The sequence below is a fragment of the Streptomyces sp. NPDC005374 genome (assembly GCF_042872225.1).
Classification (GTDB): domain Bacteria; phylum Actinomycetota; class Actinomycetes; order Streptomycetales; family Streptomycetaceae; genus Streptomyces.
The window spans coordinates 259,367-280,697 of sequence record NZ_JBIAKA010000004.1; the positions used below are offsets into that span (position 1 = coordinate 259,367).

Consider the following 21,331-nt stretch of genomic DNA (forward strand, 5'->3'; position numbering starts at 1 on the left):
CAGTCAGTTCCGGCGCGACAGACATGGAGGACCCAGTGCTCGCCACGATCCCGACGTATGCGGAGCCCACCCCGCCGGCCGTAAGCCCGTACGCCCGGAGGATCGAGGAGTACGTCCACTCACTCGGGTGGAGCCTCGGGCTGACAGAGACAGAGGGCGGCCGGGAGCGGCTGGAGGCAGGCTACGGGAACTTTGTTGCCTGGACCTATCCGGAAGCCTCGTTCCGCGATCTCTGTCTCTGCGCGGAATGGCTCTTCTTCACCTTCATCCTGGACGACCTGCACACGTTGAAGGTCTATGACGCTCCGGAAGCCTGGGTGCCGGTCCACCGCCGCCTGATGGACATCATCACCAACGGAAAGGACCCCGCCCCTCCACGGGAACGAACTCCCTTCACCAAGGCGCTCACGAATCTGTCCATTCGCACCCGCGAAAGGCTTTCGCCAGGGCTGCGCGGGCGGCTGAACCGGCACCTGGACCTGTTCTTCCAGGGATTCGCCGAGGAGTCCGAGAACCGGTTCCGTGGCACTCCCCCCGGGATCGACAGTTTCACGCATACCAGGCGCCTCTCCGTGGGTATGGAGTTCGGCTTCGATCTCGTCGAACTCAGTCAGCGGGTGGAGGTGCCTCAAGACATATACGAGACAAGCCTGTTCAGGGAGATCGTCGAAGCGGCGAGCGATGTGGTCGCTTGGCAGAACGACTTGCATTCTCTTCACCTGGACAAGCAGCGCGGTGACTTCCACAACGTTGTCATCGTCATGCAGCACGCCGACGGAATGTCCTTCCAGGAAGCCGTCGACGTGACCGTCGCCAAGGTGCAGGAGCGAGTGGCCGACTTTCTGGCGGCCGAAGAGCGGTTGGTGCCCTTCCTGACGGGCCGTGGCGTACCGCGCGGCGCCTGTGAGGACATTCTGAGGGTCACTGCCGGAATGCGGCAGTGGACCAACGGATGCCTGCACTGGTACCGGAACACCACCCGCTATGCGATTCCCACCACGCCGGGCGAGCTGGATCAGCAGCACGACCACCTGCAGGTGCTGCTCCCGAGCCTGGACGACGTGCCCCGCCAGAGTTGTGGTTGACCGGCCGGTCCACGAGCCCGACACCATCCTCGATCGACGAGAAGGGGAACAACGCGCTATGGCCAAGAACCATGGAGGCATCACCCGCGCTCCCGGGGCACTGCCGGTCGTCGGACATCTCCTCCCACTGCTGCGCGACCCGCTGCGTTTCCTGAACACCCTTCCCGCCCATGGGGATCTGGTGCAGATACGGCTCGGGCCGCAAACGGCCGTCGTGGTCTGCCGGCCAGAACTCGTTCAGCAGGTCCTACTGAACGACCGAATATACGACAAGGGCGGGCCGATCATAGAGCGGGTCGGAAACGCGCTCGGGGACGGCATCGCCTCCTGTCCGCACAGTGCGCATAGGCGGCAACGACGCAGCTTGCAGCCGGCTTTCTCGCGCACATGCCTGCGTGAGTACGCCGCCATCATGACCGACCGGATCGATACGCTCGCCACCGGCTGGAGCGACGGGCAGACCATCGAAGTGGGCGAACAGATGTACGCCCTCGCGAGTGACACCATTGCTCGCACGTTGTTCACGGCTGAAGCGGCGGCACCCGCTGTGGACACCGTGAGTGCCTGCCTTCCGGACATCTTCCGAGGCATCTATCAACAGGCTGTCCTTCCGCCTGTGCTGCGCCGTCTGCCGCTCCCGTCGAACAAGCGCTACGAACGGGCCCGCAACCGGGCGTGGGCCGCGGTCAGCAAGACCATCAGCCTGTACCGACAGGACGGTGAGGCGCGCGGTGATGTCCTGTCGATGCTCCTCGCGACGCGTGACGACGCGGGAGACGGCCTCGGCGACGCAGAGATCCACGCTCAGATCATGACGCTGCTCGTCGCCGGCATCGACACCACCGCAGTGGCCCTCACCTGGGCCGTCCATCTCCTGTGCCAACACCCCGAAATCCAGGAGCGATTGCGCGCCGAGACGACCGAGGTCCTCGGCGCCCGAACCGCCACCTGGGATGATCTCCCGCGGCTGGACCTGGCGCGCAGGGTCATCACCGAGACCCTGCGCCTCTATCCTCCCGGGTGGATCTTCACTCGGACGACCAGTACCGAAGCCCGACTTGCCGACGCCGTGATCCCGCCCGGGACCACGCTCGTCTACAGCCCGTATCTCATCCACCACGACGCACGATTCAATCCGCGGCCCGACAGTTTCGATCCCGACCGATGGCTTCCGGAGCAGGAACACGAGCGCGGCACACTCATCCCGTTCGGGGGAGGCGCCCGCAAGTGCCTCGGCGACAACTACGCGATGACCCTGGCGACACTGGCCCTGGCCACGATCGTCACCCACTGGCGACTCTCGCGCGGTGACCTTCAGGCGCCGACCATCGAACCCCGTATGACCCTGACACCTCACAGGGTCCAGGTCCGAGTGGAGGGCCTGAAGAGCGACCGCGTGGCTGAGAGCGTCCGCCAGTAGGCCACCGACCCGGTGGTGCGGGCGGACCGTCGTCGCCGGCCCGTCCGGACACCGGCCTTCTGCCTCGGTCCGGGCGGAAGGCGGATCCTGCCGCTGCTACGGCTGGGGAACCGACGCCGGAGGGGGCACTGGCAGTGCCCCCTCGGGAGCGGAGGGCCCTCGTCGCGCGCCCCAGAGGCGGTACAGGGCTCCGAGCCCCACCGTGACCACCAGGAACAACACCGTGAACCACTGGAAGTACCAGTGCCCGCCCGCCGGGTCGTACACCTCGGCTCGGGGCCAGGCCAGGTTGACGGTCATGAGGAGGCCGTAGAGGAGGGCCAGGGCGTTGACCGGGATGCCCCAGCGGCCCAGGGAGAAGAGGCGGGCGCCTGTCTCGTCGGTGCCCTCCGAGGTGAACTCGCCTCGTATGCGCCGGATCAGCAGCGGCCCGGTGACCATCGCGTACGCCAGGTACAGCATCACGATGCATGTCGTGCCGATGGCCAGGAACGCCTCGGGGGAGGCGAAGTTGAGCAGGAGCAGGGCGGCGGCGAGGACGCCGACGGCGAGTGCGGGCGCGGTGGGCATGCCGGTGCGGGGGTTCACGCGCGCGAGGCGGGCGGCGAACGGGAGCCGGCCGTCGCGGGCCATGGAGAAGAGCATGCGGCAGGCCGCCGTCTGGATGGCCAGGGTGGCCACCGCGATCGCCACCACCACGTCGGCCAGCAGGACCTTGCCGACCCCGTCGCCGAGGCTGCTGGTGAGGACGTAGCTGAGGCCGTCGACCCCCAGGTGGCCGTCGGTGAGGCTGGGGGCCGCCAGCAGGCCGGCCAGGACGATCAGGCCGCCGAGGAGGCCGGCCGCGCCGAGTGCCGTGAGGATCGTGCGGGGCGCGGTGCGGCGCGGGTCGCGGGTTTCCTCGCTCATCTCGCCGGCGCTGTCGAAGCCGATCATCACGTACGCCGCTGTGAAGGAGCCGACGAGCAGGGCGCCGAGCAGGCCGGACTGGGCCGCGCCCTCGGTGTGGAAGGTGATCGTGGGCGTCCGCTCGGAGTGGGTGAGCAGCAGCACGATGATGAGGACCGCGCCGATGATCTCGGCGGTGACGCCGACCCGGTTGATGAGGGACATCACGCGGTTGTCGACGACGTTCACGAGGGTCGTGAGGACCAGCAGGATCACGCCGAGGACCGCCGCGTTCGCCGCGCCGTCCGCCGAGGTCGGCGCCGGGTCGGTGCCGATCAGCTGGAAGCCCGGCCAGATCGCCGGCAGCACCATCTGCAGGGCGAGCGCCGCCGCTCCGACGACCACGATCTGCCCGATCACCATGATCCAGCCGGCGAACCAGCCGAAGGTGGCGTTGGAGAGCCGGGACGACCACTGGTAGATCGCGCCGGAGATGGGATAGCGCGCCGCCAGTTCCGCGAAGCACGCCGCCACCAGCAGCTGCCCGACCAGCACGATCGGCCAGGCCCAGAAGAAGACGGGGCCGCCGAACGCGTAACCGAAGGCGAAGAACTGGAAGACGGTCGTCAGGACCGAGATGAAGGAGAACCCCGCCGCGAAGGACGCGTACCGGCCCAGGCTGCGGTGCAGCTCCTGGTGGTAGCCGAACTCGGCGAGGGAACGGTCGTCGGAGGAGGGGGAGGAGGAGTGCGGGGGATCGGGGCGGACGTCGGAGGGGGTGGTCGTCGTCACGGCGGCACCTGCCTTGGGCGCGAAATTCTGTCGGGTGACAGAAATTAGGGAGAGGCTGTTTCAGGTGCGTGACACGGCCATGTCCAAGCAGCGCCCAAGTCCTCACGTCCGCGCGTGGACCCCTTCGACGCGATACGGCGTGGGTCTGTCGTCGGTGTCCCGGACACGCCTGAGGGGCGGCACCTTCGAAGGTGCCGCCCCTCTCGCGGTCGTATGCCCAAGCGGTGGCGTAATGCCCGAGCGACCGACATGCCCAAGCAGTCGTCGTGTCTAAGCGGCCGGTGCCGCCCCCTCCTGCTCCGCCTCGATGCGCGCGTTCCACTCCCGCTTGGATTCCTGCCAGCCGTCCTCGTTGTGGCCCAGGCGCCAGTAACCGGAGATCGACAGGTCCTCGCGCGGGATCGCACGCTCGACCCGCAGCAGATGGCGCAGTTGCTTCACGAAGTGCGCCTCGCCGTGGACGAACGCGTGCGGCCGGCCCGCCGGGAACTCCAGTGCGCGGACCGCTTCCACCAGGGCCTCGCCCACGGGCCGGGAGCCACGGTGCAGCCAGACGACGTCCACGTCGGAGTCGATCTTCTGCTCCTCCTCGGGCCCGGAGACCTCGATGAAGGCGTGCGCCCGGGCGCCGGCGGGCAGTGACTCCAGGGAACGCGCGATCGCCGGCAGCGCGCTCTCGTCGCCGACGAGCAGATGCCAGTCGGCGTCCAGGTCTGGGGCGTAGGCCCCGCCCGGGCCCATGAAGCGCACGGTCTCGCCGGGCTGGACGCGCATCGCCCAGGGGCCGGCGAGGCCCTCGTCGCCGTGGATCACGAAGTCCAGGGACAGCTCGCGGTGTTCGGGGTCCCAGTGGCGCACGGTGTACGTGCGGGTCACGGGCCACTGCTCGCGCGGGAGTTCCTCGCGGATCCGCTGCAGGTCGAAGGGTTCGGGGTAGGTGACGCCTTCGGGCGGGAACAGGATCTTGACGTAGTGGTCGGTGCAGGTGTCCGCCGCGAAGTCGGCGAGTTCGTCGCCGCCGAGCACCACGCGCTGCATGTGCGGGGTGAGGCGTTCGGTGCGGACGACCTGCGCGGAGCGAGGTTTCCGCGGCGTGCGTGCCGGTCCTTCTGCCATGGCGGCCTCCCATTCCCAATGCTTAGGCTTACCTAAGTTAGCATCCGCCTCCCTGGCGACGGCATGCCACTCGTGGAAAGCGAGGGCAATATTTACGCCCCGCCCTGCCCCGCCCCGCCCCGTGCGGCGCTCCGACTACACGCTGAGCGTCGCCGTCAGCCGCTGCAACGAACCACCCAGTCCCCACCGTTCTGCCAACTTCTCCAGTTCCGCGGGGTCGCGCGGCGAGCGCGGCAACGCGGTGTCCACCTGCGGCAGCGGGACGTCGTCGGCGACCTTGACCACCTTCGGCGCGACCGCGACGTACGGCCTCGACTCGTCCAGCCGCCTGCGCTGCGACGGTGTGAGCTTCGCCTTCGGGTCGTCGACCGCGGCCATGATCCCCGCCACGTCGCCGAACTCCGCCAGCAGCTTCGCCGCCGTCTTCTCGCCGATGCCGGGCACCCCCGGCAGACCGTCGCTCGGGTCGCCGCGCAGCAGCGCCAGATCCGCGTACCCAGGGCCGTCGACGCCATACTTCTCGCGCAGCCACGCCTCGTCGGTCATCTGGAGCGTGCCGACCCCCTTGAGCGGATACAGCACCCGCACTCCGCGCGCGTCGTCCACCAGCTGGTACAGGTCGCGGTCGCCGGTGACGATGTCGACGGGGCCCTCGGCCCGCCCGGTGAACGTACCGATCACGTCGTCCGCCTCGTATCCGGCCACGCCCACGCGCGCGATGCCGAGCGCGTCCAGGACGGCCTCGATGACCGGCACCTGCGGCGAGAGCGTGTCCGGCACCTCCTCCTCGTCCGGGCCGGTCTCGCGCTCCTCGGCGACCCGGTGCGCCTTGTAGGAGGGGATGAGGTCGACCCGCCACTGGGGGCGCCAGTCGGCGTCCATGCACGCGACCAGCAGGTCCGGACGGTGGTCCTTGACGAGGCGGTCGATGAATTCGAGGAGCCCGCGCACGGCGTTCACCGGCGTGCCGTCCGGCGCCTTCACCGACTCCGGCACGCCGAAGTAGGCACGGAAGTAGAGCGAGGCGGTGTCGAGAAGCATCAGTCGTCCGGTCACGCTCCGCATCATGCCGTACGCCACCGACACGGGCCGCCGTCGCTTACCCCGTCCGGTGGGTGTGAGCGTCCTGTGAACTGGGCCACCTGTGTGTTTGGCCCAAGGGCATCAGGGCAGGCGCCGCCTCGGAGCGAGGCAGGTTGCACTTTCAACTGTTTTCCGGCCCTTCGTCTCCCCCCAGTGGTCAAGAGACGAGAGGTGCCCGTGTCGTCACGGCTTGAGGCAGAGCAGTTGTACAAGGTCTTCGGAAGACGGCCGCACGAGGCCGTCGAACGGCTCCGCGAGGGGGCCGACCGGCAGGGGCTGCGCGCGGAGGGCACCACCGCCGCCGTGATCGACGCCTCGTTCACCGTGGACCCGGGGCAGATCTTCGTCGTCATGGGCCTGTCCGGCTCCGGCAAGTCCACGCTGCTGCGCATGCTCAACGGCCTCCTGGAGCCGACGGCGGGCCATGTCCGCTTCGACGGCCAGGACCTCACCGCGCTCACCGACCGCGAACTGCGTGCCGTACGCGCCCGGAAGATCAGCATGGTCTTCCAGCACTTCGCGCTCTTCCCGCACCGCAGCGTCCTGGAGAACGCCGCCTACGGCCTCGCAGTCCAGGACGTCGCCAAGGCCGAGCGCATCGAGCGGGCCACGGAGGCCCTCGAGCTGTGCGGCCTCAAGGGCTGGGAGAAGTCCTGGCCCGACGAGCTCTCCGGCGGCATGCAGCAGCGCGTCGGGCTCGCCCGCGCGCTCGCCACCGACGCCGACCTGCTCCTCATGGACGAGTCCTTCAGCGCGCTCGACCCGCTGATCCGCCGTGACATGCAGGACCAGCTGCTCCAGCTCCAGAAGACCCTGAAGAAGACCATCGTCTTCATCACCCACGACCTGAACGAGGCCATGCGGCTCGGCGACCGCATCGCCGTCATGCGCGACGGCCGGATCGTTCAGATCGGCAGCGCGGAGGACATCCTGGTGCGGCCCGCCGACGACTACGTCGCCTCCTTCACCAAGGACGTCGACCGCTCCCGCGTCCTGACCGCGTCCGCCGTCATGGACACGGACGTCCGCGGCGACGAGGCCGACTGCGGCTGCGCGGGCGACTGCGAGACCGCGACGCCCGACACGCCGTTCACCGAACTCTGCGCGATGAGCGCCCGGTCGACGCACCCCGTGGCCGTCCTCGACGAGAAACGAAAGCTCGTCGGAGTGGTCCGGCAGCAGCGCCTGGTCGGCTTCATCGGCGACGCGGAGGTGGCCCATGCCTAGGATCCCGCTCGGCGACTGGGTCAACGACACCGTCGACTGGCTGCTGGACCACGTGTCCTGGTTCTTCGACTTCCTCAAGACCGTCTTCACCGGCACCTACGACGGTATCGACGCCGTCCTCCAAGCGCCCCACCCCCTGCTCCTCGCAGGCATCTTCGCCGTGATCGCGTTTTGGCTGCGCGGCACCCTCGCCGGTCTCCTCACCTTCGCGGGATTCGCCTTCATCGACTCCCTCGAACTGTGGGAGGACGCGATGACGACCCTCTCGCTGGTCCTCGTCGCCACGATCATCGCCCTGGTGATCGCCGTCCCCGTGGGCATCTGGGCGGCCCGTTCGAACCGGGTCAGCGGGATCGTCCGGCCCGTCCTGGACTTCATGCAGACGCTGCCCGCGATGATCTACCTCATCCCGGCGATCCTGTTCTTCGGCACCGGTGCCTCCGCCGGCATCGTCGCCACCCTGATCTTCGCGCTCGCCCCCGGCGTCCGCATGACCGAGCTCGGCATCCGCCAGGTCGACAAGGAACTCGTCGAGGCGGCCGAGGCGTTCGGCACCACCCCGCGCGACACGCTCCTGCGCGTCCAGCTGCCGCTCGCGCTGCCCACCGTGATGGCCGGCGTCAACCAGGTCATCATGCTCGGCCTGTCCATGGCCGCGATCGCCGGCATGGTCGGCACCGGCGGTCTCGGCGGCGACGTCAACGAGGCCATCGGCCAGCTCAACGTCGGCCTCGGCTCCGAGGCCGGTGTCGCCATCGTGATCCTCGCGATCTACCTCGACCGCATGACCGGCGCGCTCGGCACCCAGGTCTCCCCGCTGGGCCGCCGCGCCGCCACCAGGGCCCGCGCGTCCCAGGGCGGCCTGAAGATCTGGTCCTACCGCCCCCGCCCCCAGATCGCCGTCGTCGGTGTCGTGGTCCTCGCCCTCGTCGCGGGCGGCATGGGGATCTTCGGCGGCACCTCCGGCGAGGCCACGGCCGTCGCGGGAGGCAAGGACGTCGGCCAGGGCAAGAAGATCAGCATCGGTTACGTCCCCTGGGACGACGGTGTCGCCTCCACCTTCCTCTGGAAGGAGATCCTGGAGGAACGCGGCTACCAGGTGGACGCCAAGCAGCTCGACGCGGGCCCGCTCTACACCTCCCTCGCCGCCGGCAACGTCGACTTCATGACGGGCGCCTGGCTGCCCACGACCCACGAGCAGTACTGGAAGAAGTACGGCAGCAAGCTCGACGACCTCGGCGCCTGGTACGACAAGACCTCTCTCGAGCTGAGCGTCCCGTCGTACATGAAGGACATCAACACCCTGGCCGACCTCAAGGGCAAGGCCTCCGAGTTCGGCGGGAAGATCACCGGCATGGAGTCGAGCGCCGGTGAGATGGCCCTGCTGAAGAGCAAGGTCCTGAAGGCGTACGGCCTCGACAAGGAGTACAAGGTCGTCGACAGCTCCACGCCGGCGATGCTGGCCGAGCTCAAGCGGGCGTACGCGCAGAAGGACCCGATCGTCGTCACGCTCTGGTCGCCGCACTGGGCGTACAACGACTACGACCTGAAGAAGCTCAAGGACCCCGAGGGCGCCTGGGGCTCGGGCGACGGCATCCACACCGTCGGCCGCAAGGGGCTCGCTGCCGACGACCCGGTCGTCGCCCAGTGGCTGAAGGGCTTCAAACTGGACGAGAAGCAGCTCACCGGCCTGGAGGCCGAGATCAACAAGGCCGGTCAGGGCAGGCAGCAGGACGCCGTCCGTACCTGGCTGGGGCAGCACCCCGGCCTGGTCGACAAGCTGGCGCCCGTCCAGAAGACGGCGGCGGAGACGAAGCGCCCGATCGCCGTGGCCTGGTTCCCCTGGGACGAGGACATCGCCGTCACCTACCTCTGGAAGAACGTCCTGGAGGCCCGCGGCTACCAGCTGAACCTCAAGCAGATGGACGTCGGCCCGGTCTACACCGGCCTCGCCTCCGGCGACCTGGACCTCAACTTCGACGCCTGGCTGCCGTACGCCCAGAAGAACTACTGGGACAAGAGCAAGGACAGACTGAAGGACCTCGGCACCTGGTACCAGCCGACGTCCCTCGAGGTCGCCGTGCCGTCGTACGTCAAGGGCGTGAAGTCCTACGAGGACCTCAAGGGCAAGGCGTCCCTCTTCGACGGGAAGATCATCGGCATCGAACCGGGCACCGGCGAGATGAGCCTCCTCAAGAGCAAGGTGCTGCCGGGCTACGGCCTCGACAAGGAGTACGACGTCGTCGACGGCTCCACGCCCGCGATGCTGGCCGAGCTCAAGCGGGCCTACGCCAGGAAGCAGCCCGTCGCGGTCGTCCTGTGGTCGCCGCACTGGGCGTACAGCCAGTACGACCTCACCAAGCTGAAGGACGACAAGAAGCTCTTCGGCGAGGGCAACACGATCCGCACCATCTCCAACGAGAAGTTCCCCGGGCAGTACCCGCAGCTCACCAAGTGGATCAAGGGCTTCCATATGAGTGAGGACGAGCTCGGCACTCTGGAGGGTGAGATCAACAAGTACGGACAGGGGCACGAGGAGCAGGCGGTCGCGGCCTGGCTCAAGGAGCACCCGGGGATGGTCGGGCGGATGACAGGGTCATAACCGCTCCGGGACCACGGTAAGGATCCGGCCAACCACATAGAGCTACGCCATCGCCCGAACTCCGATGCCGACTAGGGGACTTGGACGGTCCGCGGTGGAGGAGTGACCGAAACCCGGCCCCCTGGCAGTTTGCGGGGGGCCGTTCGGCTGGCGTGAAGTGTGAGGTACGGTCGCACGCCGTATGACATCGATGTGACGGCCGCATGAAACGGTTTGCCGAACATGCGTAGGGTGCAGACAACTCATCAGGAGACGTGTCACCGGACCGACGAGCGGAGGAGGGAGCCGGAGCCATGGGCGACCACAAGGAACAGCCCCTTCGGGTGGGCGCCGCCGTACGCCGCAGGCGCCGCGCGCTGGACCTCACCCTCGCCGTCGTGGCCGAGCGCAGCGGCCTCTCGGTTCCCTTCCTGAGCCAGATCGAGAACGAACGCGCCCGGCCCAGCCGCGGCTCCCTGGAGAAGGTCGCCGACGCCCTGCGCACCACGGCCGTCGAACTCCTCGCCGCCGCCGACCCGGCGTGCAGCGTCGACGTCGTGCACGCGGAGGGCCCGGAGCCGGACTGCGCACCCCGGATGCGCTCCCTGGTGCGCGGTCACCACCAGATGCACGCCCAGGAGTTCACCGGCGACCACGACGCGGGACGCGAATTCCAGTACCGCAACGACCAGTTGATGTACGTCGCCGACGGCGCTGTGGACGTCGAGGCCGAGGGCCGCGCCTACCGCCTGGGCCGCGGCGACACCCTGTACCTCACCGGCGGGGTGCGCCACCGCTGGCGCGCGACCGTGCCGGACACCCGCGTGATCGTCGTCGCCGTGGCCGAGAACATCGAGGCGGTCCAGGACCGGCCCCGGCAGTGAGGGTCGTCTCGCTGGTCCCCTCGCTGACCGAGGCGATCGCCCGCTCGGCACCGGGCGCCCTGGTCGGCGCCACCGACTGGTGCACCGAGCCGGCGGACCTCGATGTCACCCGGATCGGCGGCACCAAGAACCCGAAGCTCGACCGGATCGCCGACCTCGCCCCCGACCTGGTGATCGCCAACGAGGAGGAGAACCGGGAGCCCGACCTCGCGGCACTGCGGGAGGCGGGTCTTGAGGTCCTGGTCACCGAGGTGCGGGACGTCCCGCAGGCCTTCCGGGAACTGGCGAGGGTCGTGGCGGCCTGTGGCGTCGTACGGCCGCGCTGGCTGGACGAGGCCGAGGAGGCCTGGTCGGCGCTCGCTGCCCCCTCGCGCCGGATCACGGCGGTCGTGCCGATCTGGCGGCGGCCCTGGATGGTCCTGGGCCGGGACACCTTCGCGGGCGACGTGCTGTCCCGCCTGGGCGTGGACCACGTGTACGCGACGCACGCGGACCGCTATCCGCGCGTCCCGCTGGAGGAACTGCGGGCGGCGGCACCGGACGTGGTCGTCCTGCCCGACGAGCCGTACCGCTTCACACCCGACGACGGCCCCGCGGCCTTCCCCGGTCTGCCCTGCGCACTCGTCAGCGGACGGCACCTGACGTGGTACGGACCCTCACTGGCAGAGGCGCCGAAAGCACTGGGCGAGGCCCTGCGAGCAGCGCTCCGCTGAGGACACCGCGCGCGGTGCGCACGCCGGCCGTGACCCAGGCGGCGACGAGGAGGCCGTACAGCCCGACGGCGAGCCCGTCGTAGACGACGAGCCCCGTGTGCCGGGCCAGCGCCGCCGCCCCCGTGACACAGGTGCCGACCGGGAAGGTGAACGCCCACCAGGTCATCGAGAACCCCATCCCGCGCCGCCGGGCGGCGATCACATGCGCGGTGGCGAGCGCCAGCCACAGCAGTGCGAACCCCATGACGGGGACGCCGTAGAGGACCGCGAGCACGCCGAAGCCCTGGCTGTAGGGGGCCGGTACGACACCGGGGGCCACGTCGGCGAACTTGCCGACGGCGGTGGTGGACTGGCCGAGCGGGCCGAGAACCAGGAACAGGGTCGGTGTGAGGGCGAGGGGGAGCGGCCCGCCGGTGACGATCCGCGCGAACACCAGCGGCAGCATGGCCAGGGTCGCCAGCAGGCTGAGCCCGAACATCGCGAAACAGGCCAGGAGCAGGGTCTCCCGGGCCTGACCGGCCGGCAGATACGGCACCAGGAGCGGGCCGAGCGCGGCCGACACCATGGGCGCCACGACGGGCAGCAGCCACACGGGCGTGGCGTCCCGCGGCTCCGCCCTGTGCCCTACGGCCATGAGGTACGGCACGACCACGGCGGCCGCGAGTCCCACGACCGTGCCGACGGTGAACAGCACGGCGTCGAGGGCGACCGCGGCCCGAGTGCCGATCCAGTACCGGCCGACGGTGAGGGCGCCCCCGCCGACGGCGAGCAGAGCCATCGCGAGGCAGCCGTAGAAGGGCGCGACCGCGGGGTCCAGGAGGTGGGCGCGGGCCTGGTCGGCGTGGTGGCGCCAGTGCAGGGCGCGGGCGCCCAGCAGGGTGACGAGGAGCAGGAGCGACAGGAGCCAGACGGCGGCGCAGATCGTGCGCCCGCCGGGGAGGTGCACGGGGAGCGCGGCGCCGGCGGTGGCGACGATCGCGGTGCCCATGACGGCGGCGTACCAGTTCGGCCCGAGGTGACGGACGGCGGTGACCATGACTCCACGGTCCCGCCGGGGGAGGGCCGGGACCAGGGAGTATGGGTCTATGAGGGCATAAGCTGTCTTTATGAGCGGTGTGGAGGAGCGCGGGACGGCCGGGGGCGGCGGACTGTCCCATCGGGTGCCCGATCTCGGGGCACTGGAACTGCTGCTGGCCGTGGCGAGGCTGGGGAGTCTGGGCGGCGCGGCGCGGGAGCTGGGGATCACGCAGCCCGCGGCGAGCAGCCGGATCCGCTCCATGGAACGGCAGTTGGGGGTGGCCCTGGTCGACCGCTCGCCCCGCGGCTCACGGCTCACCGATGCCGGGGCGCTGGTGACGGACTGGGCGCGGCGGATCGTGGAGGCGGCGGCGGCCTTCGACGCCGGGGCGCAGGCGCTGCGGGTCCGGCGCGACTCCCGGCTCCGGGTGGCGGCGAGCATGACCATCGCGGAGTACCTGCTGCCGGGGTGGCTGCTGGCGCTGCGCGCGGGGCGTCCGGACACGGCGGTGTCCCTGCAGGCCGGCAACTCCTCGACGGTGGCCGAACGGCTGCTCGCCGACGAGGCGGATCTCGGCTTCGTGGAGGGCCTCACGGTGCCGACCGGGCTGGACTCGGTGGTGATAGCCCACGACCACCTCATCGTGGTGACGGCACCGGGGCATCCGTGGGCCCGCCGCCGACGGCCTGTGGAAGCGGCCGAACTGGCCACCACGCCGCTGATCCTGCGGGAGAAGGGTTCCGGCACACGGCAGGTGCTGGACGCGGCTCTGGGGGGCCTGGCGCGCCCTCTCATCGAGCTCTCGTCCACCACGGCGGTGAAGGCGGCGGCGGTGAGTGGAGCGGGGCCCGCGGTGCTGAGTGAGCTGGCGCTCGGTGAGGAGCTGGCGATGCGGCGGCTGGTGCGGGTGCCGGTGGAGGGGGTGTCGCTGGCCCGGGACCTGCGGGCGGTGTGGCCCACGGGGCACCGGCCGGTGGGGCCGGCGAGGGATCTGCTGTCGCTCACGCGGGCGTGATCTTCCGTCCCCTCATGAAGGGGGCTCCGCCCCCTTCGACCCCCGCTCCTCAAACGCCGGAGGGGCTGATTTCAGCTGAGGCTGCGACGAGAGCCTGCATCACCCGCAGATCCTCGCCCATCTCCGGATGCCACTGAACCCCCAACACCCAGTGTTCGCCCGGGAGTTCGACGGCCTCCACCGTGCCGTCCGTGGCGTATGCCGACGGGAGCAGGCCGGTTCCGAGGCGGTCCACCGACTGGTGGTGGAAGGTCGGTACGAGGGTCTCCTCCGGGGCGATGTCGCCGTACACCGTGCCCGGTACGGGCTTGACCGGGTGCCGGCCGAAGACTCCCGGCACCTCCGCGTGGCCGTCGATGTGCTGGACGAGCGTGCCGCCGAGGGCGACGTTCAGGAGCTGCATGCCCCGGCAGATGCCCAGCAGCGGGACGCGGGCCGCCAACGCGGCCTCGATCAGGGCCAGTTCCCAGGCGTCCCGGGCCCGCGCGGGCGGGCCGGTGCGGGGCTCGGGTGCGGCGCCGTAGCGGACCGGCTCCACGTCCGGGCCGCCCGCGATCACCAGGCCGTCCAGACGGGCCACCGTCGCCGCCGCGTGCTCGGGGGCGTCCGGCGGGAGCATCGCGGCCAGGCCGCCCGCCCGTTGGACCAGCCGCGGATACCCCGCCGGCAGCAGCGCCGCCTCCAGCTCCCAGACGCCCCAGCGCGCCCCGGCCTCCAGATACGTGCTGACGCCGATCAGCGGTCGTCCGGTCACACGGCCCTCCCAGGCTTGCAATGGCGCACGCACATACCTTTGCGCCTCGGGGTGGTGAGAAGCAAGGTCACGCCAGGAATCCGCGCAACAGTGCCGCCGTCCCCGCGCAGTGCTCCCGCATCATGTCCCGCGCCCCGTCGGCGTCCCCGTCGAGGACCGCCTCGACCAGGGCCGCGTGCTGGCGCTGGGAGTGCTCCAGGTTGCGGACCAGCAGCGGGATGCAGTCGAGGAGGTCGTTCACGGAGGCTCGTACGGCCGCGTACTGCGCGGTCAGGGTGGGTGATCCGCACAGTTCGGCGATCGTCAGGTGCAGCAGCGTGTCCAGGCGCCGGTAATCGGCCAGCGGTGCCTCCTGGGTGGCCGCCAGTGCGTCCCGCAGCCGCTGCGCCTGCTCGTCCGTGAGGCCGTGCGTCGCGCACAGCCCCGCCGCACCCACCTCCAGCACCTCCCGGAAGCGCAGTACGTCCTCGATGTCCGCCTCGGCGATCCGGCGGCGCAGCTCGTCCTCGCCGACCGCGTCCCGCGCGCGGGGCAGCACGAACGTGCCCCCGTACCGCCCGCGCCGCGACTCCACGAGCCCCTGGTCCTGAAGGACCTTCAGCACCTCGCGCAGCGTCACCCGGCTGATCCCGAGCCGTTCCGCGAGCTCCCGCTCGGCCGGCAGCCGCTCACCCCCCGGAACCAGTCCGAGCCGCACGACCTGCAGGATCTGCTCCAGCGCCTCCTCGAATCCGTTGCCCGCTCTGACCGGCCGCAGTACCGGCGTCAACCGGTCGTCCGGGCCGCCGTCAGCGTCCACCGACATATGGCCGAGCCCCCTTCCCAAGCAATGGTTCAGAGCAATACCTTATGGCTCCCGGCCCGGTCGGAAAAACGCGCAGCAGCCGAAGGAGCTCTCCCGTGGCAGACCGCACACCCCCGCTCAGCGTCGAGGAGCTGTACACCCTCGTCGCGAGCGGCGAGATCGACACCGTCGTCCTGGCCTTCCCCGACATGCAGGGCCGGCTCCAGGGCAAGCGGATCGCCGCCCGTTTCTTCCTCGACGAGGTACTCCACCACGGCACCGAGGGCTGCAACTACCTCCTCGCCGTCGACACCGAGATGAACACCGTCGACGGTTACGCGATGTCCTCCTGGGACCGCGGCTACGGTGACTTCGCCATGCACCCCGACCTCGGTACCCTGCGCCGCGTGCCCTGGAACGCCGGTACGGCCATGCTGATGGCCGACCTCGGCTGGAACGACGGCTCGCCCGTGGTCGCCGCCCCGCGGCAGATCCTGCGCCGCCAGCTGGAGCGCCTCGCCGAGCACGGCTTCACCGCCCAGGTCGGAACCGAGCTGGAGTTCATCGTCTTCAAGGACACCTACGAGCAGGCCTGGGACGCCAATTACCGGGGGCTGACGCCGGCCAACCAGTACAACATCGACTACTCGGTGCTGGGCACCGGCCGCATCGAGCCCCTGCTCCGCCGTATCCGCAACGAGATGGCCGCCGCCGGGCTCACCGTCGAGTCCGCCAAGGGCGAATGCAACCCCGGCCAGCACGAGATCGCCTTCCGCTACGACGAGGCCCTGGTCACCTGCGACCAGCACGCCGTCTACAAGACCGGCGCCAAGGAGATCGCCTCCCAGGAGGGCGTGTCCCTCACCTTCATGGCCAAGTACAACGAGCGCGAGGGCAACTCCTGCCACATCCACCTCTCGCTCGCCGACGCCGCCGGCAACAACGCGATGGCGGGCCCGGACGGCATGTCCGACGTGATGCGCTACTTCCTCGCCGGACAGCTCGCGGCCCTGAGGGACTTCTCGCTGCTGTACGCCCCCAACATCAACTCCTACAAGCGGTTCCAGCCGGGCTCCTTCGCCCCCACGGCCGTCGCCTGGGGCCACGACAACCGCACCTGCGCCCTGCGGGTCGTCGGCCACGGCCGCTCCATGCGCTTCGAGAACCGGCTGCCCGGCGGAGACGTCAACCCCTACCTCGCGGTCGCCGGGCTGGTCGCCGCAGGACTGCACGGCATCGAGCAGAAACTGGAGCTGCCCGAGGCGTGCCCCGGTAACGCCTACACCGCCGACTACGCCCACGTCCCGACCACCCTGCGCGAGGCCGCCGAGCTCTGGGAGAACAGCCCGATCGCCCAGGCAGCCTTCGGCGACGAGGTCGTCGCGCACTACCGCAACATGGCCCGCGTCGAGCTCGAAGCCTTCGACGCGGCGGTCACCGACTGGGAGCTGCGCCGCTCCTTCGAACGTCTGTAGAGGTTCTTCGTTGTCCCCGTCGTCTTACGAGCATGAGCTGACCGTCCTCAACCCGGCCACCGAGGAGGTCGTCGCCACCGTCCCCGCCGCCACCGCGGCCGACGTGGACGCCGCCGTCACCAGAGCCGCCCGGGCCCAGGTGAAGTGGGCCGCGGCGGCCCCCGCCGACCGGGCCCGGCTGCTGCGCCGGTTCGCCGACGTCGTCGACGGGCACGTCGAGGAACTGGCCCGGCTGGAGGTCCGCGAGGCCGGCCACCTCCTCGGCAACGCCCGCTGGGAGGCCGGCAACGTCCGTGACCTCCTCGCCTACGCGGCCGGAGGAGTGGAGCGGCTGAACGGCCGGCAGATCCCGGTCGCCGGCGGTCTCGACATCACGATCCTCGAACCGCTCGGCGTGGTCGGCGTCATCGCGCCCTGGAACTTCCCGCTGCCCATCGCGGCCTGGGGCACGGCCCCCGCGCTCGCCGCCGGCAACGCCGTCGTCCTCAAGCCCGCCGAGACGACCCCGCTGACCGCCCTGCGGCTCGCCGAACTCGCCCTGGAGGCAGGACTCCCGGAAGACCTGTTCCAGGTGCTGCCCGGCCACGGCCCGGTCGCGGGCACCGCCCTCGTCGAACACCCCGGCGTTGCGAAGATCGTGTTCACCGGGTCCAGCCGCACCGGCCGTGACGTCATGGAGCGCTGCGCCCGCCAGATCAAGCCGGTGACGCTCGAACTCGGCGGCAAGAGCCCCAACATCGTCTTCGCGGACGCCGACCTCAAGACCGCCGTGGACCCCTTCTCGTTCCTCGACAACTCCGGCCAGGACTGCTGCGCCCGCACCCGCATCCTCGTCCAGGAGTCCGTCCTCGACGAGGTCAGGGAACTGCTCGCCGACGCCCTGAAGGCGGTGGTCGTGGGCGACCCGGCCGACGAGAAGACCGAGATGGGCCCGCTGATCTCCCGCCAACAGCTGGACCGGGTAAGGGCGTTGGTGCCCGCCGACGCCCCCGGCCTGCGCGGCAGCGCGCCCGACGGACCCGGCTTCTGGTTCGCGCCGACCGTTCTGACCGGCGAGGCGCCCGACTCCGCGGCCGCCCGCGAGGAGATCTTCGGCCCCGTCGCCGTCCTGCTGCCCTTCACCGACGAGGCCGACGCGATCCGCCTCGCCAACGACAGCCCGTACGGCCTCTCCGGCTCCCTGTGGACCCGCGACATCGGCCGCGCCCTGCGCCTGTCCCGGGCCGTGAAGGCGGGCAACCTGTCCGTCAACTCGCACTCCAGCGTCCGCTACTCGACCCCCTTCGGCGGCTACAAACAGTCCGGACTCGGCCGTGAACTCGGCCCGGACGCCCTGACCGCCTTCACCGAAACCAAGAACGTCTTCATCAGCACGGAAGGCCCCGCCCAGTGACCTCTTCGACCGATCAGATCGTGTGCCGTCGCCTCGTCGGCCGTACGGCCGTCATCACCGGAGCCGGCAGCGGCATCGGTCTCGCCACCGCCCGCCGGCTCGCCTCCGAGGGCGCGAACGTCGTCTGCGCCGACGTCGACGAGACCCGCGGCAAGGCGGCCGCCGACGAGGTCGGCGGGCTCTTCGTCAAGGTCGACGTCACCGACCCGGAGCAGGTCGAGGCCCTGTTCAAGACGGCGTACGACACCTACGGCAGCGTCGACGTCGCCTTCAACAACGCGGGTATCTCCCCGCCCGACGACGACTCCATCCTGGAGACCGGCCTGGAGGCGTGGAAGCGCGTCCAGGAGGTCAACCTGACCTCCGTCTACCTGTGCTGCAAGGCCGCGATCCCCTACATGCGGCAGCAGGGCAGGGGCTCCATCATCAACACGGCGTCCTTCGTGGCCCGGATGGGCGCCGCCACCTCGCAGATCTCCTACACCGCCTCCAAGGGCGGCGTGCTCGCCATGTCCCGTGAACTGGGCGTGCAGTTCGCCCGGGAAGGCATCCGCGTCAACGCCCTGTGCCCGGGCCCGGTCAACACCCCGCTCCTCCAGGAGCTGTTCGCCAAGGACCCCGAGCGGGCCGCCCGCCGCCTGGTCCACATTCCGGTCGGCCGGTTCGCCGAGGCCGACGAGATCGCCGCCGCCGTCGCCTTCCTGGCCAGCGACGACTCCTCCTTCGTCAACGCCAGCGACTTCCTCGTGGACGGCGGCATCTCCGGGGCGTACGTCACACCGGTGTAGGTCTCGGCCTACAGTGCCGCAATGAGCAGCAGGCTCCCGCCCGGCTGGTACCCGGACCCTGACGCCCCGCATCTGGAGCGCCGGTGGGACGGGACGGCCTGGACGGACCAGCGGCGCGCACCCGAGCCCCCCGGCCCGCCTCGACCGGCCGACGGGGCCTCGGGACGCGCGAAGGCCGTCGCCCTGGTGGTCTCCGGAGCCGTCCTCGTCACCGCGATCGTCACCGGGACGTACGCCCTGGCCCGCGGCGACGGGGACGACGTCGTGGCGGACACGGCACCGACGGTCGCGCCGCCGTCGCCTTCCACGACCTCCTCGCCCCCGTCCCGCCTGGTCGACGAACTCGACGGCATCAGCCTGCCGCTGCCCGACGGCTGGACCCCGTCGAAGTACGTCACCCGCGACAACGTGGTGATGACCACCCACGGCGGCCGGGTCCTCGCCCGCACGCTGCCCCCGAAACCCGGTACCTCCCCGGCAGCCCTCGCCGCGAAGGACATACCGCAGGCCGCCGACGCGTCCTACGGCGGCGGCGAGTCCGGCCCCGGACCGCACGGCGGCATCGAGAGCCACCGGGTCCTGAGGTCGGAACGGGTGTCGGTCGCGGGAGGCGCCGGATACCTGGTGCGGTGGCGGGTCAGGACGGCCGAGGGCCCCGGCGGTTACGTCCAGTCACTGGCCCTCACACCCGGCGCCGACCGTGGCTCCCCTTCCGCCGCGGTCGTCGTCGTCCGTTTCGCCTTCGACGCGGGTCCCGGCGGCCCGCCGCTCGCCGACATGGACCGGATCACCGAGGGGATCCGGCCCGTCGACCAGGAGAAGTGACCTACAGGAACGTGTGGCCTTCCCCGCGGTACGTCGGGACGGTCGCCGTCACCACGTCCCCCTCGACGAGCCGCAGCACCTCGAACCGCTCGCACAGCTCACCGGCCTTGGCGTGCCGGAACCACACCTTGTCGCCGAGCAGCAGATCGTCCGCGGGCGCACCGAGCAGCGGGGTCTGCACCTCGCCGGGCCCCTCCTGCGGGTCGTACTTCAGCCCCTCCGGCAGATACGGCACCGGCAGCCGGTCGGGTCCTGCCGCGCCGGAGGCCGTGTAGCCGCCGCCCAGGACGGTCACGACGCCCACGCCCGGCCTGCGTACGACGGGCATGGCGAAGAGGGCGGCCGGACGTCCGCTGAAGGACGTGTAGTTGTCGAACAGCCGCGGCACGTACAGCCCCGACCCGGCACCGATCTCCGTGACGGCGTCCTCCGCGGCGGTGTGCTGCACACTGCCGGTGCCACCGCCGTTGACGAACTCCAGGTCCGGTACGACGGCCCGCACCGCGCGCACCACCGCGGCCCGCCGCTCGACGAGTTCCCGGCGGGCCGTGGCCTGCATCAGCCGTACGGCCCGCGAACGCAACGGCCGCCCCGCGATCGCGTCCCCGACACCGGCGATGTGCCCCTCGTAGGCCATGATCCCCACGACCTTGAAGCCGGGGCGGCGGGCCACCGCGCGTGCCATGTCGGCGACCTGGGCGGGGGAGTGCAGCGGAGAACGCAGGGCACCGACCCGCACCCTGCCGCCGAGGAGCTTCAGCGAGGTGTCCAACTCCAGGCAGACCCGGATGACTTCGGTGCCGCCGGCGCGGGCCTCGTCGATGAGGGCGAGCTGCGCGGGGTCGTCGACCATCACCGTCACGGCGGCGGCGAGCTTGGGATCGGAGGCGAGTTCGGCGTATCCGGCCCGGTCGGCGGACGGGTAGGCGAGCAGGACGTCCTCGAAACCGCCCCGGGCCAGCCACAGGGACTCGGCGAGGGTGAAGGACATGATCCCGGCGAATCCGTCCTTCGCCAGGACGCGTTCGAGCAGTGCTCGACAGCGCACGGACTTGCTGGCGACACGGATCGGCTTGCCTCCCGCCCGGCGGACGAGATCGTCCGCGTTGGCGTCGAAGGCGTCCAGGTCCACGATCGCGAGAGGAGCGTCGAGAAGGGCGGTGGCCCGGTCGTAACGGGCCCGGTCGGCGGCGCGCGCAGTCATGAACGAAGCCTGCCAGACAGGATTACCGCGGGGTAGGGGGACGATCCGGGCAGATGCCCCCGGCCTGGTGGACTGGTGCCCGGGCGACCGGCAACAACCCGTAGAGTGACGCCCACGCACGTCGGGCTGTCCGCCCCCCGTCGCCGCCGCGCCGGGATGCCGGCCCTCCCGTGCGGGTATGCGTGCCCGGACGGCCGTCTTCCACGCCGGCGACACCGGCGAGGGCCCGCGCACGACCGAACGGCCCGAGCATGAGGAAACGGGGGGTGCATGAGTACGGAAGCCC

The 21,331-nt window shown here is 70.6% G+C and carries 18 protein-coding genes; 11 read left to right on the top strand and 7 right to left on the bottom strand.

From position 1 onward, the window contains the following. Window positions 1-35 precede the first annotated feature (35 nt). Entirely contained in the window at window positions 36-1,085 is a 1,050-nt protein-coding gene (locus ACFYRX_RS12390; protein WP_389098641.1) for a hypothetical protein, read from the top strand. Continuing rightward, window positions 1,078-2,505: a cytochrome P450 gene (locus ACFYRX_RS12395; RefSeq protein ID WP_389098643.1), complete on the top strand. Its 1,428-nt coding sequence runs from the start codon at window positions 1,078-1,080 to the stop codon at window positions 2,503-2,505. The genes ACFYRX_RS12390 and ACFYRX_RS12395 overlap by 8 nt, the downstream gene beginning before the upstream one ends. A 96-nt stretch (window positions 2,506-2,601) precedes the next feature. Here ACFYRX_RS12395 and ACFYRX_RS12400 read toward each other — a convergent pair whose 3' ends face one another. The 3 genes from ACFYRX_RS12400 to ACFYRX_RS12410 form a co-directional block, all read right to left on the bottom strand. Continuing rightward, entirely contained in the window at window positions 2,602-4,185 is a 1,584-nt protein-coding gene (locus tag ACFYRX_RS12400; RefSeq protein WP_389098645.1) for an amino acid permease, read from the bottom strand. 270 nt (window positions 4,186-4,455) lie between these two features. Next, complete coding sequence (locus tag ACFYRX_RS12405) at window positions 4,456-5,301, bottom strand: siderophore-interacting protein (RefSeq protein ID WP_389098647.1); 846 nt, start codon at window positions 5,299-5,301, stop codon at window positions 4,456-4,458. A gap of 135 nt (window positions 5,302-5,436) precedes the next feature. Then, entirely contained in the window at window positions 5,437-6,366 is a 930-nt protein-coding gene (locus ACFYRX_RS12410; RefSeq protein WP_389099092.1) for a 5'-3' exonuclease H3TH domain-containing protein, read from the bottom strand. A gap of 195 nt (window positions 6,367-6,561) precedes the next feature. Between ACFYRX_RS12410 and ACFYRX_RS12415 the strand changes: the two genes are divergently transcribed. The 4 genes from ACFYRX_RS12415 to ACFYRX_RS12430 all read left to right on the top strand — a co-directional run bounded on the left by ACFYRX_RS12415 (window position 6,562) and on the right by ACFYRX_RS12430 (window position 11,789). Next, complete coding sequence (locus ACFYRX_RS12415) at window positions 6,562-7,611, top strand: glycine betaine/L-proline ABC transporter ATP-binding protein (RefSeq protein WP_389098649.1); 1,050 nt, start codon at window positions 6,562-6,564, stop codon at window positions 7,609-7,611. Further along, window positions 7,604-10,213, top strand: coding sequence for an ABC transporter permease/substrate binding protein (locus tag ACFYRX_RS12420; RefSeq protein ID WP_389098651.1), 2,610 nt, complete (start codon window positions 7,604-7,606; stop codon window positions 10,211-10,213). Before ACFYRX_RS12415 ends, ACFYRX_RS12420 begins: the two co-directional genes overlap by 8 nt. A 293-nt stretch (window positions 10,214-10,506) precedes the next feature. Further along, window positions 10,507-11,076 carry a helix-turn-helix domain-containing protein gene (locus ACFYRX_RS12425; protein WP_389098653.1) on the top strand — a complete coding sequence of 190 codons (570 nt, stop codon included), beginning with the start codon at window positions 10,507-10,509 and terminating at the stop codon, window positions 11,074-11,076. Next, a complete protein-coding gene (locus tag ACFYRX_RS12430; RefSeq protein WP_389098655.1) occupies window positions 11,073-11,789 on the top strand; it encodes a helical backbone metal receptor in 717 nt (238 codons plus the stop codon). The genes ACFYRX_RS12425 and ACFYRX_RS12430 overlap by 4 nt, the downstream gene beginning before the upstream one ends. Here the strand turns inward: ACFYRX_RS12430 and ACFYRX_RS12435 are convergent. Continuing rightward, complete coding sequence (locus tag ACFYRX_RS12435; protein WP_389098657.1) at window positions 11,701-12,825, bottom strand: TDT family transporter; 1,125 nt, start codon at window positions 12,823-12,825, stop codon at window positions 11,701-11,703. The two genes, ACFYRX_RS12430 and ACFYRX_RS12435, sit on opposite strands and share 89 nt — an antisense overlap. A gap of 70 nt (window positions 12,826-12,895) precedes the next feature. On the opposite strand from ACFYRX_RS12435, the gene ACFYRX_RS12440 reads away from it, so the two are divergent. After that, window positions 12,896-13,822: a LysR family transcriptional regulator gene (locus ACFYRX_RS12440; protein WP_389098659.1), complete on the top strand. Its 927-nt coding sequence runs from the start codon at window positions 12,896-12,898 to the stop codon at window positions 13,820-13,822. Window positions 13,823-13,871: 49 nt separating this feature from the next. Here ACFYRX_RS12440 and ACFYRX_RS12445 read toward each other — a convergent pair whose 3' ends face one another. Together ACFYRX_RS12445 and ACFYRX_RS12450 are read right to left on the bottom strand one after the other, a co-directional pair. Continuing rightward, a complete protein-coding gene (locus ACFYRX_RS12445) occupies window positions 13,872-14,576 on the bottom strand; it encodes a gamma-glutamyl-gamma-aminobutyrate hydrolase family protein (protein ID WP_389098661.1) in 705 nt (234 codons plus the stop codon). A 67-nt stretch (window positions 14,577-14,643) separates the two neighbouring features. Further along, on the bottom strand, window positions 14,644-15,381 hold the full coding sequence (locus ACFYRX_RS12450) for a FadR/GntR family transcriptional regulator (RefSeq protein ID WP_389098663.1): 738 nt from the start codon (window positions 15,379-15,381) through the stop codon (window positions 14,644-14,646). A 95-nt stretch (window positions 15,382-15,476) separates the two neighbouring features. Between ACFYRX_RS12450 and ACFYRX_RS12455 the strand changes: the two genes are divergently transcribed. From ACFYRX_RS12455 to ACFYRX_RS12470, 4 genes are read left to right on the top strand one after another with little or no spacing between them, the layout of a single operon-like run. Beyond that, on the top strand, window positions 15,477-16,835 hold the full coding sequence (locus tag ACFYRX_RS12455) for a glutamine synthetase family protein (RefSeq protein ID WP_389098665.1): 1,359 nt from the start codon (window positions 15,477-15,479) through the stop codon (window positions 16,833-16,835). Window positions 16,836-16,845: 10 nt separating this feature from the next. Continuing rightward, window positions 16,846-18,228, top strand: coding sequence for an aldehyde dehydrogenase family protein (locus ACFYRX_RS12460; protein WP_389098667.1), 1,383 nt, complete (start codon window positions 16,846-16,848; stop codon window positions 18,226-18,228). Next, window positions 18,225-19,016, top strand: coding sequence for a 3-oxoacyl-ACP reductase (locus ACFYRX_RS12465; RefSeq protein WP_389098669.1), 792 nt, complete (start codon window positions 18,225-18,227; stop codon window positions 19,014-19,016). The genes ACFYRX_RS12460 and ACFYRX_RS12465 overlap by 4 nt, the downstream gene beginning before the upstream one ends. Window positions 19,017-19,037: 21 nt before the next feature. Next, the gene (locus ACFYRX_RS12470) at window positions 19,038-19,841 is read left to right on the top strand and encodes a DUF2510 domain-containing protein (protein ID WP_389098671.1); all 804 of its coding nucleotides are present in this window, start codon (window positions 19,038-19,040) and stop codon (window positions 19,839-19,841) included. A 1-nt stretch (window position 19,842) separates the two neighbouring features. Here ACFYRX_RS12470 and ACFYRX_RS12475 read toward each other — a convergent pair whose 3' ends face one another. Next, window positions 19,843-21,045: an amino acid deaminase/aldolase gene (locus tag ACFYRX_RS12475; protein WP_389098672.1), complete on the bottom strand. Its 1,203-nt coding sequence runs from the start codon at window positions 21,043-21,045 to the stop codon at window positions 19,843-19,845. Window positions 21,046-21,331 lie beyond the last annotated feature (286 nt).

What these genes read in the sequence shown, in the direction of transcription:
- ACFYRX_RS12450 (WP_389098663.1), bottom strand. Translation starts at nt 15,381, where the DNA reads ATGTCGGTGGACGCTGACGGCGGCCCGGACGACCGGTTGACGCCGGTA.
- ACFYRX_RS12470 (WP_389098671.1), top strand. Translation starts at nt 19,038, where the DNA reads ATGAGCAGCAGGCTCCCGCCCGGCTGGTACCCGGACCCTGACGCCCCG.
- ACFYRX_RS12435 (WP_389098657.1), bottom strand. Translation starts at nt 12,825, where the DNA reads ATGGTCACCGCCGTCCGTCACCTCGGGCCGAACTGGTACGCCGCCGTC.
- ACFYRX_RS12420 (WP_389098651.1), top strand. Translation starts at nt 7,604, where the DNA reads ATGCCTAGGATCCCGCTCGGCGACTGGGTCAACGACACCGTCGACTGG.
- ACFYRX_RS12440 (WP_389098659.1), top strand. Translation starts at nt 12,896, where the DNA reads ATGAGCGGTGTGGAGGAGCGCGGGACGGCCGGGGGCGGCGGACTGTCC.
- ACFYRX_RS12425 (WP_389098653.1), top strand. Translation starts at nt 10,507, where the DNA reads ATGGGCGACCACAAGGAACAGCCCCTTCGGGTGGGCGCCGCCGTACGC.
- ACFYRX_RS12410 (WP_389099092.1), bottom strand. Translation starts at nt 6,366, where the DNA reads ATGCGGAGCGTGACCGGACGACTGATGCTTCTCGACACCGCCTCGCTC.
- ACFYRX_RS12475 (WP_389098672.1), bottom strand. Translation starts at nt 21,045, where the DNA reads ATGACTGCGCGCGCCGCCGACCGGGCCCGTTACGACCGGGCCACCGCC.
- ACFYRX_RS12405 (WP_389098647.1), bottom strand. Translation starts at nt 5,301, where the DNA reads ATGGCAGAAGGACCGGCACGCACGCCGCGGAAACCTCGCTCCGCGCAG.